Origin of the sequence: Streptomyces longisporus (genome assembly GCF_039532765.1) — a bacterium.
GTDB classification, from domain to species: Bacteria; Actinomycetota; Actinomycetes; order Streptomycetales; family Streptomycetaceae; genus Streptomyces; species Streptomyces longisporus.
The window spans coordinates 79,612-92,941 of the sequence record NZ_BAAASG010000009.1 but is presented as its reverse complement, the minus strand read 5'-3'; the positions used below and the strand labels follow the sequence as shown (position 1 = coordinate 92,941).

The following is a 13,330-nucleotide window of genomic DNA, read 5'->3' as shown; positions in this document are numbered from 1 at the left end:
CCAGGGAGTTGCGCACAGGGTAGGACGAAAGCGCGCGGAGGGTTGTCATCGGACCCTGCTGCGCAGGGTGGTGAGCAGATATGCGCAGAGCAGAGCGGTGAGCGACAACGTCAGGGCACCGCCGACGGGTTGGGCGATCACCCTCGCCGCGGCCCACAGATAGCGCTCTCCCCCGAAGGGCCACTGCAGCAGGAACACCTCGCGCAACCGCAGCGGAAGCCCGGCCGCCATCCGCACGGACGATCCTGCCAAGGCCTTCTGTACGAGCGGAACGACGACGACCGGTACGGAGACCACGGCCGCGAGTCCTGCCGTGGTGGACCGGAAGACGCCCGCGGCCAGCACTCCGGCCCAGGCACATCCGACGACGAGTCCGAGCCAACTTGCGCTCAGCGAGAGCCAGTCCATGGGAACTTGCATGAGCTCCCGTCCGTAGACGATGTAGAGCACCTCGGCGTCGCAGCCGACCGTGAGGAAGGCCAGCATCAGCGCGGTGGCCGTGGCGACGAGGAGTTTCGCGGCGAGCAGCCCCAGCCGACGGGGCACGGTGCCGCGATCCGCCGCAAGCGCGGGATGGCGGAACTCGTCGCCGAAGGCCAGCGCGCCGAGGAGTCCCGCACCGAGCGCGGCGGGCGGCAGCGGCAGCTCGCGCGGCCATGCGGCCACCAGGCGCGCCTGTGGTGTGTGTCCGACCCGGGCGAGGACGACGGCGGCGAGGGCGGACACGACGAGCACGACGGCCCCGGTGACGAACCCGGTGCCGATGCCGGCGGCGCGACGGATTTCGTAGCGCAGAGGACGCAGGGGGCTGGGAGCCGGGCGGACGGAGATGGGGGGCGGAAGGGAGGGCGGGCCGTCGAGGGCGCCTGCTTCAGCCGGGCGTACCGCCGGCGTCGGGGCGCGCCGCGACGTCACGCGTGACGGGGGTGCGGGGACGGGCGCCTTCAGCGCGCCGATCTCCCCGGGCGCGTCAGCCGCAACCGCGGGGGGCGCTTCGCAGGATGCGTCGGCCGGACTCGGGGAGGTCGGTTCGGCGCCTCCCGCGTCAGCCGGGGTCGAGCAGTGCGCTGCCGCGTCGGGCCCGAGGGGTCCGTCCGAGGCGTGCGGCTGGTCCGGCACCTGCGGCTCGTCGGCGGATTCCGGCCAGTCGACCGGGGGTTCCACCGCTCCGGGCCCCATGTCGCCGATCTCGTCGGCGAGTTGATGTACGAGGATGCCGTGGCGGAACGCGGTCTCTCCGACCTCGGCGCAACTGCTGCCGTAGACGGAGAGGCGGTTGCCGCCCTCGTGCACGACTTCGACGGAGCGATGGCCGGTGCGGGCTTCCTTGGTGAGCAGGGCGGCGAGGCGCACGACGTGCGGGCTGCGGACGGCGACGCGGGGGCGCAGCCGGGTGCGGGCGAAGTCCTCCGCGTCCTGGTCGGCGACGAGCCTGCCCCGCTCCAGCGTGACGACCCGGTGGGCACTGCGCGCGGCCTCCTTGGGGTCGGCCGTGGTGAGCAGGACCGTGCCGCCCTGGGCGGCGTGCGCGTGCAGCATGCCGTACAGCCAGCGGGCCTCGCGGGGGGAGAGACCGCCGGCGGGTTCGTCGAGTACGAGCGTGTGCGGGTCGGACAACAGGGCACAGGCCAGGCCGAGGCGGCGGTCCATGCCGCGCGAGAGGGTGCCGAGGCGTTCGTCGCGCAGGCTGACGAGGCCGACCACCTCGAGGACCTCGTCGGCGCGGCGGGCGGGAACTCCTGCGGCGGCACACAGCATGCGGAGATGGCCACGGACGGTACGGGCCGGGTGCCCCGGTACATCACCCAGGAGCACGCCGACTTCGCGCCCCGGATGGGGGATGCGGTGCAGGGGGCGGCCCTTGAAGTAGGTGATGCCACGGCCCTGTTGCAGTTCGAGCATGAGTTTGAGTGCAGTCGTCTTGCCCGCCCCCGGCGCGCCGAGCAGCGCAGTGACGCGGCCTGCGCGCACGTCGAAGGAGACGTCGTCGACCGCGGGCGGAAGCTCCTTGCGGGGATTGCTGGTCAATCCGTAGGCCTGGATCACCCGAAGCAAGATAGCGCGCTATGTCCGATTTTTCGGGTATAGCGCGGCCCGCTCTGCAGGCCGTGACCGGTCCGCCCGGCACCATGCCGTCACACTTCGGGGCGCAGCATCGGGGGGTTGAGCAGTGTGGCGCCGCCGGCCCGGAACAACTGGGCGGGGCGGCCGCCCTGGCGTGTGGTGGTCCCGCCGGTGGGGACGAGGAACCCGGGTGTGCCCGTCACCTTGCGGTGGAAGTTGCGCGGGTCGAGGGCCACGCCCCACACCGCTTCGTAGACCCGGCGCAGCTCGCCGACGGTGAACTCGGTGGGGCAGAACGCCGTGGCGAGGGACGAGTACTCGATCTTGGAGCGGGCGCGCTCCACGCCGTCGGACAGGATCTGGGCGTGGTCGAAGGCGAGCGGTGCCACCGGTTCGCCGTCTCGGCCGTAACCACCCTGCTGCAGCAGCTCCTCGACCGGCGCCCAGCGCGCGTTGCTGGCGTCGCCGCCCGCTCGGGGGGCGGGCAGGTCGGGGGCGAGTGCCAGGTGGGCGACGCTGACCACACGCATCCGCGGGTCCCGCTTGGGGTCACCGTAGGTCGCGAGTTGTTCCAGGTGGGCACCGTTGTCCTGGGCGGGAACGGCCGGGTCGTGGGCGCGCAGCCCGGTCTCCTCGGCCAGCTCGCGTGCGGCCGCCTGCGCCAGATCCTCGTCGGCCCGTACGAAGCCGCCGGGGAGCGCCCAGCGCCCCTGGAACGGTGGTTCGCCCCTGCGTACCGCCAGCGCGCACAGGGCATGGCGGCGCACGGTCAGCACGACCAGGTCCACGGTGACGGCGAAGGGCGGAAAGGCTGACGGGTCGTAGGGCATGCGGCGATCATAGTCGTCTGCCTGACGATAAACACTCCTTTCGCCGGCCGCTTCGACGGCTGATCCACTTCGGTCCGGTATGAGACGCACCCCCTGGCTCCGGGTGCTGTGCGGTGGTACGTCGTCCCAGGTCACACTCCCAATTGCAGCCCGTCGGCGGCCTCCTCGACCATGGCGAGGCCGAGGCGGCTGACCCGTACGGAGAAGGGAGCCCCGGCGATGCGAAGTCCCCTCAGGACGATCTCGCCCAGCGGGGCACTGTGCATGGGCCGCAGCGTGATCGTCCCGGCCGGAGCGTCCGGACGGATACCCGCGAGAGTCACCAGCAGCAGCACACCGGCGGCCGCCGCGGTGGCCGCCGGACGACACGCCGCCGGGTGCGGGAGGGGAGCGCTCGCGGCGGTGCGCTGCTCCCCCGCGTACATCTCGGGCAGCCGGTACCCAAAGCTCTCGGCCGCCGCCAGGGCGCCTGTCAGCAGCGAACCTGCCTCCTTCTCGTAGCCGACGGCGGCCAGGCCCGCGACGGCGATCGCCGTCTCGTGGACCCGCACGGCGCCGCTGCGGTGGCCGAACGGGTTGTAGCCGGCTTCCTTCACGCCCAGTCCGCGCAGCCCCCAGCCCGAGTCCATCGCTGGGCCGCCGAGCAAGCGGGCGAGCTGTTCGGTCTGCACCTTGTCGAGCAGCCCGGGGGCCGGCTCGCCACCGCCGAGCAGACCGGTGTCCAGGAGATGGGCGGCGGCAGCACTCAGGTACGGCAGCGGGGTGCCGTCGGGGGCTCGAGCGGCGGCCGGCCTGCCGCCACTCCGGTCGTCGACCCAGAAGTCCTCCCTGAACTCCGCCCGCAGCATCTGGGCCCACTGCCGCAGCTCGGCGCCGCCCGGCCTCCCGCAGCCATCGAGCAGATCGGCGCCCAGCAGGGCCGCACGGTGGGCGTGGGCCTGCGTCTCGCAGCGGACGGGACCGCCGGGATGCGGGTCACTCAGGTAGGTGCCCTCGCCGACGGCGGTCCGCAGCCAGGCCAGACAGCGCTCGGCCGCCGGCAGCAGTTCCTCCGTCTCGGCCTCGGGGAGGCCCCAGCGGCGGGCCTCCGCGAGGAGCGCGGGGAAGAGCAACGTGGCTTCCGTGCCGGTACAACCTGGTGGCAGATGGATGCCCGCGTCCCGTCGCGGCCCGGGGATCATGCCGGACTGCGGCCCCGCACCCTGGAGTTGGGTGCGCGCGAGGGTGCGCAGCGTGCCTATGGCGAGCCGGGTCCCGAGGGGCAGCGTCATCCGCGCCGCCGCCAGTGCCTCGGCCGGGGCCGGACCGCACCGCCAGGGGGCTCCTGCCGCGAGTTGTATGTCGGAAGGGTGGGCGGGGTCGCGCAGCAGCAGGGCATGGAGGTCCTCGACGCTTGTCCGCAGCAGCGGCTGGACCCTGGGATCGTCACCGGACCCCCTGGCGGCGGCGAGAGGGCTTGTGGCCGTGCGGCGCACGGCCCGGACAGGGCCCGCTCCGTCCGGCCGTACCCTCAGCTCCACGCTGGTGCTGCCGCCGGGGGACAGCTCGAACTCCCAGCGCAGCAACCCCGCGGAGGCCAGTGCGTCCGCGGGCGGCGGATCTGCCGTGACCGACGAGTTCCCGATGGCGCCCGACCAGCGCAGGCCCGAGTCGTGGACAGTGGCGGGCAGTTCGGGCCCAGCGGTGCCGGACGCGATGGCGCCCAGGTCGGCCAGGTCCGTGCCGAGGGCGACTTCGAGAGGCACACGCAGGGGGCGCCGGGCCGCACTGTGCAAGGTGATGCGCTCCGTCCCGTCCGCATGGCGCATCCGCTCCACGACGAGGTCGGGGTCCGGGCCGGAGTGCGGCGAGGCACGCAGCGTGCCCACGAAGCGGGCCCGGTCGGACGAGGTCATCCGGGCTTGCACCGCCAGCGGTTCGCGCCCGGCCACGCGGACCTGGCAACGGGAGAGCACGCGTCGGCCCGCCCGGTAGAACCCTTCCAGCCCCTGACCGGTCATCTGCCCGTCCTCCGGCGAGATGGCCATCCCAGGGAGCGCGACGCAGATCATGGCGGTGTGCGTGGACGGCAGTTCGACGGACCGGCGGGACGTCGGCGGCGTTGCGGCTCGGGACGGTGGAGTTGCTCCTGGGGGCGAGAAGGTGGACGGGCGGGGCGTCTGGCCCGAGGGTGAGCTCAGGAACCGACCCTGGCCTGAAGGTGACGGCAGTGCGCGTTGCCGATCTGTGAGTGGCTCGGGCGGCCGGGTCGGGGCGGCCGACCCGGGCGGGGGCTGATCCGGGTGCGTCGGCCTGGACGCAGAGGGGCTCGGCTCGGTCGGCTCGAGTGCACAGCGCCCGGGGTCGTGCAGACGAACGGCGGTGAGGCCCCGGTCGGTCGGCCTGCCAGGGAGACGATCCTGATAGGCCGCCCCGATGGTCGACCCGGGTCGTTCCGTCACCCCGGGTGGGTACCGGTCCTGGCCGCTCGGTGCAGAGGCTGGTGTGCTGGCGGCCACGGACCACGCGTCGCGCCGACCGGCAGGGCCCGCGTGGGTCGGCAGGGGGGCGCCGGCCCCGGGAGACTGCGTGGGCCGGTTTGCGCCGGAAGTGTCGTCGCCGGCAGCGGAGGGCGGAGTCGGCTGATGCATGGGGCGGCTTCTTCTGCGCTCGGTGCACCTCGGGCGTATGCGGCGCCGGGTGGGAGGATCCGGACGGACGTGGACTGTGTGGCGGCCCCACCCATCCAGGCGTTCCGCCACTCAGGTGAACGGAAGAGCAGTCCTCCGGGTCACGCCCGCGACGGGTCCGCCCGGATGGTCGGCGGTGACGCTGATCGCCCCCAGCCAATTGTGGTTCCCTCGCGCGGAGCGTCCCGCGGCTGCCGTCGGTCCGGCCGCAACGACCATCGCTCGCCCCATACCTGCTCACGACTGCTCCCCTGTGCCGTCGCTTCGGGTACGCAGGCCTTCGGGGCACTGGTCGCCGCGGCGCGCAGCGCCCTTCCCGGGGGTGCGCGGACGGGTGCGACCAGTCCGTGCGGAGCCGGGACGGGTGCCGCTTGCCACTGCCGTCCGCGGGCGCGGGACGCTCGCGCCACTCCCCCGGTCCTCCGCCCTCGCCGAACGGGAGTGGCTGCGGACCGTGCCGCTCAAGCGGACTCGGCGTCGCGGGCGGGAAGCCTCCTCCGACCTCGGATCCGACACCGATTGCGACACAGATTCCGACTCCGACTCCGACACCGGCCCCGGCTCCGGCTCCGGCTCCGGCTCCGATCCTGAGACCGATTGCGAGACCGATTCCGACACCAGCTCCGCCTCGACGTCCTGGTCCGTCACCGGCTCTGCGCTTCCCGTTGTGCCCTGCGGCTGCTCGACTGCCGTCCGCCCCCGGTCCTGCCGCTCCGCTCGCAGGCAGCGGCGGATCGACTCCGGGTCCAGCCCCTCGTTGCAGGCCTGGTGCAGCAGGCGTGCGAAGAGGTAACCCGGATCCGCGCCGAGTGCCATGGCGAGTGCTTCCCGGGCCTCCAGGTCGTCACCCGTGGACCAGGCGACCCAACCGGCCAGTGTCAGCGGTGCCGCCGCGTGTTCGCCGTAGGGTCCGACGCACCTGCGGGCCAGGGCCCGCCAGAGCCTGAGGGCGAGCGCGGCCTCCTCGCCCTCCATCCACTCGGCCGCTCGGTCCCGGGTCGCACGGTCCTGCAGGCCGAGAATCAGGGTTGCGGCTTCGTCATGTGCGAGCAGTTCGTCGTCGCGGAGGTCCGCCGTGAGCGTGCCGGACACGGGCGGTGCGCCCGCAAGTCGGCGCATGATCTGCGCGGACAGCTCCAGTGTCTCCGCGGCGACACCCTCGCGGCCGGCGCCGTCGAGGATCCTGGGGACCAAAGCCATGCTCGCGGCATCCAGGGCACTCTCCTGCTCCAGGGCGGCCGCGGTCTCCCAGGGCAGCAGCCGGGCCCGCAGTTCCCGCAGAGTGCCCCGTACCTGCAGGCCGGCATAGGTGGCGGCGGCGGCCAGCACTGAGGTGCCGGGCAGGCCCATGGGCAGTCCTTCGGGCGGACAGCACGCCTCGTTCCCGCAGCAGTACGACCAGAAGCGGCCGTCCGAGATGCACAGCGCCTCGATCACCGGCACATCGAGCTGTCCGCACTCGACGCGCAGTTTCTGCGCCAGCGGGCGCAACCGCTCCATGACCTGCCGACCCGTTTCACCTTTCGCCGGTTCCTGGCAGAGGTACGCGACCATCTGTTCGGGCCGGCCGCCCCTGCGCTCACTGCCGGTGACCAGCCCGTGGGCCAACTGCTGGGCGACGGCCGCCCAGTCGTCGGCACTCGCCGGAATGCCGAGCCGGGCACGGCCGCCGAAACGGCCGCGGCCGTCCCTGTCGTGCAGGGCGACCAGGACGATGCTTTCCTCGGGCCGGTACCCCAGCAGATAGGGCAGGGCATCGGCCAGTTCGGCCGGGGTGCGCAGCGTGACCTGGTGCTCGGGGCCATGACTGTCGTAGGCGGTGCAGTCGACGTGGTCCGGGCGGCACGGACGCTCCTCGTGTGCGTCTTGTGCACCGTGCTTGCCCTGCGCATCGCGCCCGCCGCGGTCGTCCGAAGCGGCCGGGCCGACGTGCTTTTCCCGGCCGGGTCCGTCGTGGCGCTGGGCGCCTTCGCGTCCGGTGGCCTTGCCGTTTTCGGGGGATCCAGTGGTTTCGCCGTGGTTCGTCATGCGCAGACGATCTCGCGGATCGCGATATTCCGGTCTGCCCTGTGGATAAGTCAGGTCAGGGACACGTCAGGCAGCCCTCTCCTCCACAGGCCTGGGCCGGGCTTGTCGGTGGCGTCCTGTTTGATGGGATGCATGGAGCACACGAGCAACGCGGAACTCCGGGCGGCCGCGGACGCGGTCCTCGCCCGCCTCGTCGGGGACGCCATGGGCGCGGCCCGGCTGCGCGAGGACCAGTGGCGCGCGATCGAGGCGCTGGTCGCCGACAGACGCCGAGCGCTCGTCGTGCAGCGCACGGGGTGGGGCAAGTCCGCGGTCTACTTCGTGGCGACGTCGCTGCTGCGGGCCAGGGGCAGCGGGCCCACGGTCATCGTCTCCCCGCTGCTCGCGCTGATGCGCAACCAGGTCGAGGCCGCAGCCCGGGCCGGTATCCATGCGCGGACGATCAACTCCTCGAACACCGAGGAGTGGGACACCGTTCAGGACGAGATCGCCGCGGGTGAGGTCGACGTCCTGCTGGTCAGTCCGGAGCGCCTCAACAACCCGGACTTCCGGGATCAGGTGCTGCCCAAGCTCGCCGCCGCCACCGGGCTCCTGGTGGTGGACGAGGCCCACTGCATCTCCGACTGGGGGCATGACTTCCGTCCGGACTACCGGCGGCTGCGCACCATGCTCGGCGATCTGCCGCCGGGCGTCCCGGTGCTCGCGACCACTGCCACCGCCAACGCCCGCGTGACAGCCGACGTCGCCGAACAGCTCGGCACCGGGGGCTCGTCGGACGCCCTGGTGCTCCGGGGCCCGTTGGACCGGGAGAGCCTGAGCCTGAGCGTGCTGCGGCTGCCGGACGCCGCACATCGCATGGCCTGGCTCGCCGATCACCTGGGCGAGTTGCCGGGTTCCGGGATCATCTACACGCTCACCGTGGCCGCGGCCGAGGAGGTCACCGCTTTCCTGCGGCACCGTGGTCACACGGTCGCTTCCTACACGGGCAGGACCGAGAACGCCGACCGGCAGCAGGCCGAGGACGATCTCCTCGCCAACAGGGTGAAGGCCCTGGTCGCCACCTCGGCGCTGGGCATGGGTTTCGACAAACCGGATCTCGGATTCGTGGTGCACCTCGGCTCGCCGTCCTCGCCCATCGCCTACTACCAGCAGGTGGGCCGCGCCGGACGCGGGGTCGAGCACGCGGAGGTGCTTTTGCTCCCGGGGAAGGAGGACGAGGCGATCTGGGAGTACTTCGCGTCGCTCGCCTTCCCGCCGGAAGACCTGGTGCGCCGTACTCTCGACGTCATCGCGCGCGCGGACAAGCCCTTGTCACTGCCGGCCCTGGAGCCCTTGGTCGAACTGCGCCGCTCCCGCCTGGAGACCATGCTCAAGGTGCTCGACGTGGACGGGGCGGTCAAGCGGGTCAAGGGCGGCTGGATTTCCACGGGGCAGCCGTGGACGTACGAGGCGGAGCGGTACGAGTGGGTCGCGCGGCAGCGCAGGACCGAGCAGCAGGCGATGCGGGAGTACTCCTCGACGACCGACTGCCGCATGGAGTTCCTGCAGCGCCAGCTGGACGACGAGGGCGCCAAACCCTGCGGCCGCTGCGACAACTGCGCGGGGGCACGGTTCACCACGGACATGTCCACGACCGCGCTGGACGCGGCACGTGTCGATCTCGGCCGGGCGGGCGTCGAGGTGGAGCCACGCCGTATGTGGCCGACCGGCCTGCCGGCGATCGGCGTCGACCTCAAGGGACGCATCCCGGTCGGTGAACAGGCCGCCCCTGGGCGGGCGTTGGGTCGCCTGTCGGACATCGGCTGGGGCAACCGGCTGCGGCCGATGCTGGCCGCACAGGCCCCGGACGGCCCCGTGCCGGAAGACGTGGCGAAGGCCGTTGTGGGCGTACTCGCCGACTGGGCCAAAGGACCGGCAGGCTGGGCCCCGGGAGCAGCCGACCCGCAGCCGCGCCCGGTGGGTGTGGTCACCGTGTCCTCGCACACCCGCCCGCAGTTGATCAACTCCCTGGGTGCGCGTATCGCGGAGGTCGGCAGACTGCCGTTGCTCGGCTCCGTGGAATACACGGGCGACGCGGCCCACGTCTCCCGGAGCAACAGTGCACAACGCCTGAAGGCCCTGGCCGGCACGCTGACCGTGCCGCCCGCCCTCGCCTCCGCTCTCGCCGAGGCCGGGGGTCCGGTGCTCCTCGTGGACGACTTCACCGAGACCGGCTGGACGCTCGCGGTCGCGGCCCGGCTGCTCCGACGTGCCGGTGCGCAGGGGGTGTTGCCACTCGTCCTGGCCGTCCAGGGCTGACCGCGAACCGAAGCACGCCGCTCGGCGGCCTCGCCTTGAAACCCTCCACTCCAACGGTGCACGAACTCGAGGTGAACGGTCGGCGCATGCGTCGTGACGCAACGTACTGGGTAGGGATATAAACCGCACACCGCCGCGTTTCGGTCAGTGGCCCCAATTGCTCGTTGCCGCATCCAAGTTCGACAGGAAGAATTGAACTCCGCTCCCCGCACGGCTCGTCCGTGGTCCGGTAGGGCTCTGCTGCGGCGTGCGCTCCCCTGAACATGACCCCGCCCCCGTGTGGGCGCGTAGCCGAAGGGAGGACCGTGACCTTCGGATTCGCTCCGTCCTCGGCGGCATCCACGTCGACGTCTGCCGACCTGTCCGCCGCATCCGCCAACCCTCTCACCCGCATGCTCGAACCCGCGGAGTGGGCCGCCGCCGGAATTCCTCTGCTGCGCAATCCCCGAGAGGTCGTCAGCGGACTCCATTCCCGGCATCACCCAAGGCCCGCGACCGCGGTGGTGGCCGTCCTCGACCCGGACGAACGCGTGTGCGCGAGCGCCTCGTTCACGCGCCGCCCGGCTCCCGCCGACGGCTGGATGTTCCGCAACACACTGCTTGCGCAGCTTCGCCGGGTCATCCCGCACGACCTGCGGCGCCGCACACCGGTGCGCACCGCGGTGCTGCTCTACTGCCGTGAGGGCGACGCGCGTTGGACCGAGGAGGACGGCGCCTGGATGTGGGGCCTGCGTGACGCGTGCACACTGCACGGGCTGCGCTGCGGGGCGTACATCACCCTGACCCGGGACGGCTGGCAGGTGCTCGGGGAGGGCCGTGGCGGGCGCCGCCCCAACGCGGACTCCTCACCGGAGCCCTTCGGCATATCCGAGGTGCCGCCTCCGCTGCCCCGCACCGGTGGTGCCGCCTCGGAGGTCCTGCGCCGCGCCGCAGCCCGCTGAGAACACCGACGGGTCACGCCCGACCGACCAGCACACTCCCTTCGTACGCCGAGTGAGCAGCGCACCGCACGAGGGGAGTTGCACACACACCGGTCAGGGCCGTCCGTCGGCACTCCGAGCAATCACCGCCGCACACCCTGGAGACGTTCGCTGCAAGAACGACGGACGGACGCCCGGCGCGCCGACGCTCGCTCTCGTCCGTCACACGACAGGAGCAGGCGCAAGGGCGCACCGGGCGTCCCGGCCGTATCTGCGCACGCCGAAACGCCCACTGTGCCGATGCCGCCACAGCGGCGTCCTCGTCGCTCCGGTGCCCCCGTGGACGTACCGGAAGAGACTCAGACGCCCGCGCCCAGCACCGAGTTGATCTGCTGCGGGTCGCCGCAGACGATCAGCAGGGCTCCGGCCCGGGTGAGGGCCAGCGGAAGGGCAGAGGCGGCTGCCGCGTCGGAGCCGCCGTTGACGGCGACCACGACCACGGGGCGCGAGGCGGCGCGACCGGCGACAGAGGCGTCCGTGTAGAAGACGTCGTCGCCCGCGTCGTGCTGCGCCCAGTAGGAGGCTTCACCGAAGGACAGCTCGTGGGCGGCCCACGGGTGCTGTTCACCGGTGGTGATCACCAGTACGTCGCCGGGGGCACGACCCGAGTCCAGAAGCAGGTCCACGGCTTCCTCGGCGGCGTCGAGTGCGCCCTCCGCCGAGGCCGGGATCAGCTGGATCTGCGGGGTGGCCGAAGCAGTGGCGGCGGCCGGGACCGAGGGTCCGGGCGTGGCCACGGCCACGTCACGCGACGCGCGCTGCACCGGCGGCGTGGGCCGGAGCGGACCTGGACGACCGGGACGCGGCGGAGCCGCGGGACGGGGACCGGGTACGGGACGGGGGGTCGGCGCGGTGCGGCCGCTGGCCGGCGTGGCGCGGGGACCCTGGGCACTCTCGTGAATCTGAGGCTCCTCGGGAATGAGAGGCATGGGCTGATATTTATCAAACGTTGGTGCGGCTCGCGTCGGCGGGTGGCACATGAGCGCGAGCGGATTCGTCAGAAGTCGAAGCCGAGCTGACCCTCGATTTCCGGAACGCCTCCGTCCGCCCAACTGCGGACCTTCTTGAGATGTCGCCACTGGGGCAGCGCATCAAGATACGCCCACGACAACCGGTGGTACGGGGTGGGGCCCCGCTCCGCCAGTGCGGCCTTGTGCACGGGCGACGGATACCCGGCGTTGTCCGCAAAACCGAAGTCTGCATGGTCGATACCCAGTTCGGCCATCATTTTGTCGCGCTGAACCTTGGCGATCACCGAGGCCGCCGCAACCGCCACGCACGACTGGTCGCCCTTGATGACCGTACGGACCTGCCAGGGCGAGCCCAGATAGTCGTGCTTGCCGTCCAGGATGACCGCGTCGGGACGGACCGGCAGAGCCTCCAGGGCGCGGCCGGCCGCCAGGCGCAGTGCCGCGGTCATGCCCAGCTCGTCGATCTCCTCCGGCGAGGCGTGACCCAGTGCGTACGAGGTCACCCACTTCTGCAGTTCCACGGCAAGAACAGTGCGCCGCTTGACGGTGAGCAGCTTGGAGTCGGTGAGGCCCTCGGGTGGCCGACGCAGTCCCGTGATCGCCGCGCAGACGGTGACGGGGCCGGCCCACGCACCGCGCCCCACCTCGTCGACACCGGCAATGATCTTCGCTCCGGTCGTGGCGCGAAGGGAGCGCTCGACGGTGTGTGTAGGTGGTTCGTACGGCATGGCGCCCTCAGCCTACGCCCCGCGGATCACCCGGCGACACCCCGGCTCCCCCTCTCACTTCAGGACGACGGCTCTCCGCACTCAGTCGATGCCCGGTCGCAGCAGCGGAACCATCAACTGGTCGATCATCTCCTCGAGATCACGATCGTCCCATTCGCTTCCGCGCAGCTTGGAGCGGTACATCATCATGGCCGGGATGGCATCGAAGACATAGCTGTTCGCCGCGTCGGGCCGCACCTCGTTCCGCTCTATTCCACGCGTGATGACCTCTCGAAGCAGCTTGATGGTGGGCTCCACGATCCCCTCGAAGATCACGCCATGAAAGCGCTCCGCCTGAATCGGATCGCATTCGTGAATCACGGAGCGGACCGCGAAACCCGGTCGCGAGAACATCGCCTCACGCGCCTGCCGGCACAGTGCGAGCAGATCTTCACGCACGCTGCCGAGGTCGGGCGCCTCCTCTATCCGCGGGAGCCCGGCCTGCAGGGCGTCAGCGACGAGATCCTCCTTGGACGGCCAGCGCCGATAGACGGCGGCCTTGCCGGTCTGGGCGCCGGCGGCGACGCCCTCCATGGTGAGGCCGTTCCAGCCGACCGTGCTGAGTTGTTCCAGGGCGGCATCGAGGATCGCGCGTTCGAGTACGGCGCCGCGCCGACGGAGGGAGGCCGCCTGAGCGGGGGCGGCCGTCCAGCGCGAAGTAACCATCTGCGTATCTCCAGCGAGCAGGGGGAGCGGAGTTTTCGTGGGGCGGGAGAGCACCAG

9 protein-coding genes are annotated in these 13,330 nt (G+C 72.0%); 2 read left to right on the top strand and 7 right to left on the bottom strand.

What is annotated here, in order from left to right; genetic code table 11:
• Positions 1 to 45: 45 nt before the first annotated feature.
• The 4 genes from ABD355_RS19410 to ABD355_RS19395 all read right to left on the bottom strand — a co-directional run bounded on the left by ABD355_RS19410 (position 46) and on the right by ABD355_RS19395 (position 7,591).
• Complete coding sequence (locus ABD355_RS19410) at positions 46 to 2,046, bottom strand: ABC transporter ATP-binding protein (protein ID WP_344401730.1); 2,001 nt, start codon at positions 2,044 to 2,046, stop codon at positions 46 to 48.
• An 89-nt stretch (positions 2,047 to 2,135) separates the two neighbouring features.
• Positions 2,136 to 2,894, bottom strand: coding sequence for an NUDIX hydrolase (locus tag ABD355_RS19405; RefSeq protein ID WP_030939512.1), 759 nt, complete (start codon positions 2,892 to 2,894; stop codon positions 2,136 to 2,138).
• Positions 2,895 to 3,025: 131 nt separating this feature from the next.
• On the bottom strand, positions 3,026 to 4,921 hold the full coding sequence (locus tag ABD355_RS19400) for a glycogen debranching N-terminal domain-containing protein (RefSeq protein ID WP_344401729.1): 1,896 nt from the start codon (positions 4,919 to 4,921) through the stop codon (positions 3,026 to 3,028).
• An 879-nt stretch (positions 4,922 to 5,800) separates the two neighbouring features.
• Positions 5,801 to 7,591, bottom strand: coding sequence for a DUF4192 domain-containing protein (locus tag ABD355_RS19395; RefSeq protein ID WP_344401728.1), 1,791 nt, complete (start codon positions 7,589 to 7,591; stop codon positions 5,801 to 5,803).
• Between the two features lie 132 nt (positions 7,592 to 7,723).
• Between ABD355_RS19395 and ABD355_RS19390 the strand changes: the two genes are divergently transcribed.
• Together ABD355_RS19390 and ABD355_RS19385 are read left to right on the top strand one after the other, a co-directional pair.
• Complete coding sequence (locus ABD355_RS19390; protein WP_344401727.1) at positions 7,724 to 9,889, top strand: RecQ family ATP-dependent DNA helicase; 2,166 nt, start codon at positions 7,724 to 7,726, stop codon at positions 9,887 to 9,889.
• Positions 9,890 to 10,194: 305 nt separating this feature from the next.
• Positions 10,195 to 10,830, top strand: coding sequence for a hypothetical protein (locus ABD355_RS19385; protein WP_344401726.1), 636 nt, complete (start codon positions 10,195 to 10,197; stop codon positions 10,828 to 10,830).
• A gap of 338 nt (positions 10,831 to 11,168) precedes the next feature.
• Here the strand turns inward: ABD355_RS19385 and ABD355_RS19380 are convergent, their stop codons facing one another.
• The 3 genes from ABD355_RS19380 to ABD355_RS19370 form a co-directional block, all read right to left on the bottom strand.
• Positions 11,169 to 11,798 (bottom strand): hypothetical protein, encoded by a 630-nt coding sequence (locus ABD355_RS19380; RefSeq protein WP_344401725.1) that lies wholly within the window; start codon positions 11,796 to 11,798, stop codon positions 11,169 to 11,171.
• A gap of 68 nt (positions 11,799 to 11,866) precedes the next feature.
• Positions 11,867 to 12,568 (bottom strand): ribonuclease HII, encoded by a 702-nt coding sequence (locus tag ABD355_RS19375; RefSeq protein WP_344401724.1) that lies wholly within the window; start codon positions 12,566 to 12,568, stop codon positions 11,867 to 11,869.
• 81 nt (positions 12,569 to 12,649) lie between these two features.
• Positions 12,650 to 13,273 (bottom strand): TetR/AcrR family transcriptional regulator, encoded by a 624-nt coding sequence (locus tag ABD355_RS19370; protein WP_344402057.1) that lies wholly within the window; start codon positions 13,271 to 13,273, stop codon positions 12,650 to 12,652.
• Between the last annotated feature and the right edge of the window lie 57 nt (positions 13,274 to 13,330).

What these genes read in the sequence shown, in the direction of transcription:
- ABD355_RS19370 (WP_344402057.1), bottom strand. Translation starts at nt 13,273, where the DNA reads ATGGTTACTTCGCGCTGGACGGCCGCCCCCGCTCAGGCGGCCTCCCTC.
- ABD355_RS19395 (WP_344401728.1), bottom strand. Translation starts at nt 7,591, where the DNA reads ATGACGAACCACGGCGAAACCACTGGATCCCCCGAAAACGGCAAGGCC.
- ABD355_RS19400 (WP_344401729.1), bottom strand. Translation starts at nt 4,921, where the DNA reads ATGGCCATCTCGCCGGAGGACGGGCAGATGACCGGTCAGGGGCTGGAA.
- ABD355_RS19380 (WP_344401725.1), bottom strand. Translation starts at nt 11,798, where the DNA reads ATGCCTCTCATTCCCGAGGAGCCTCAGATTCACGAGAGTGCCCAGGGT.
- ABD355_RS19390 (WP_344401727.1), top strand. Translation starts at nt 7,724, where the DNA reads ATGGAGCACACGAGCAACGCGGAACTCCGGGCGGCCGCGGACGCGGTC.
- ABD355_RS19375 (WP_344401724.1), bottom strand. Translation starts at nt 12,568, where the DNA reads ATGCCGTACGAACCACCTACACACACCGTCGAGCGCTCCCTTCGCGCC.
- ABD355_RS19405 (WP_030939512.1), bottom strand. Translation starts at nt 2,894, where the DNA reads ATGCCCTACGACCCGTCAGCCTTTCCGCCCTTCGCCGTCACCGTGGAC.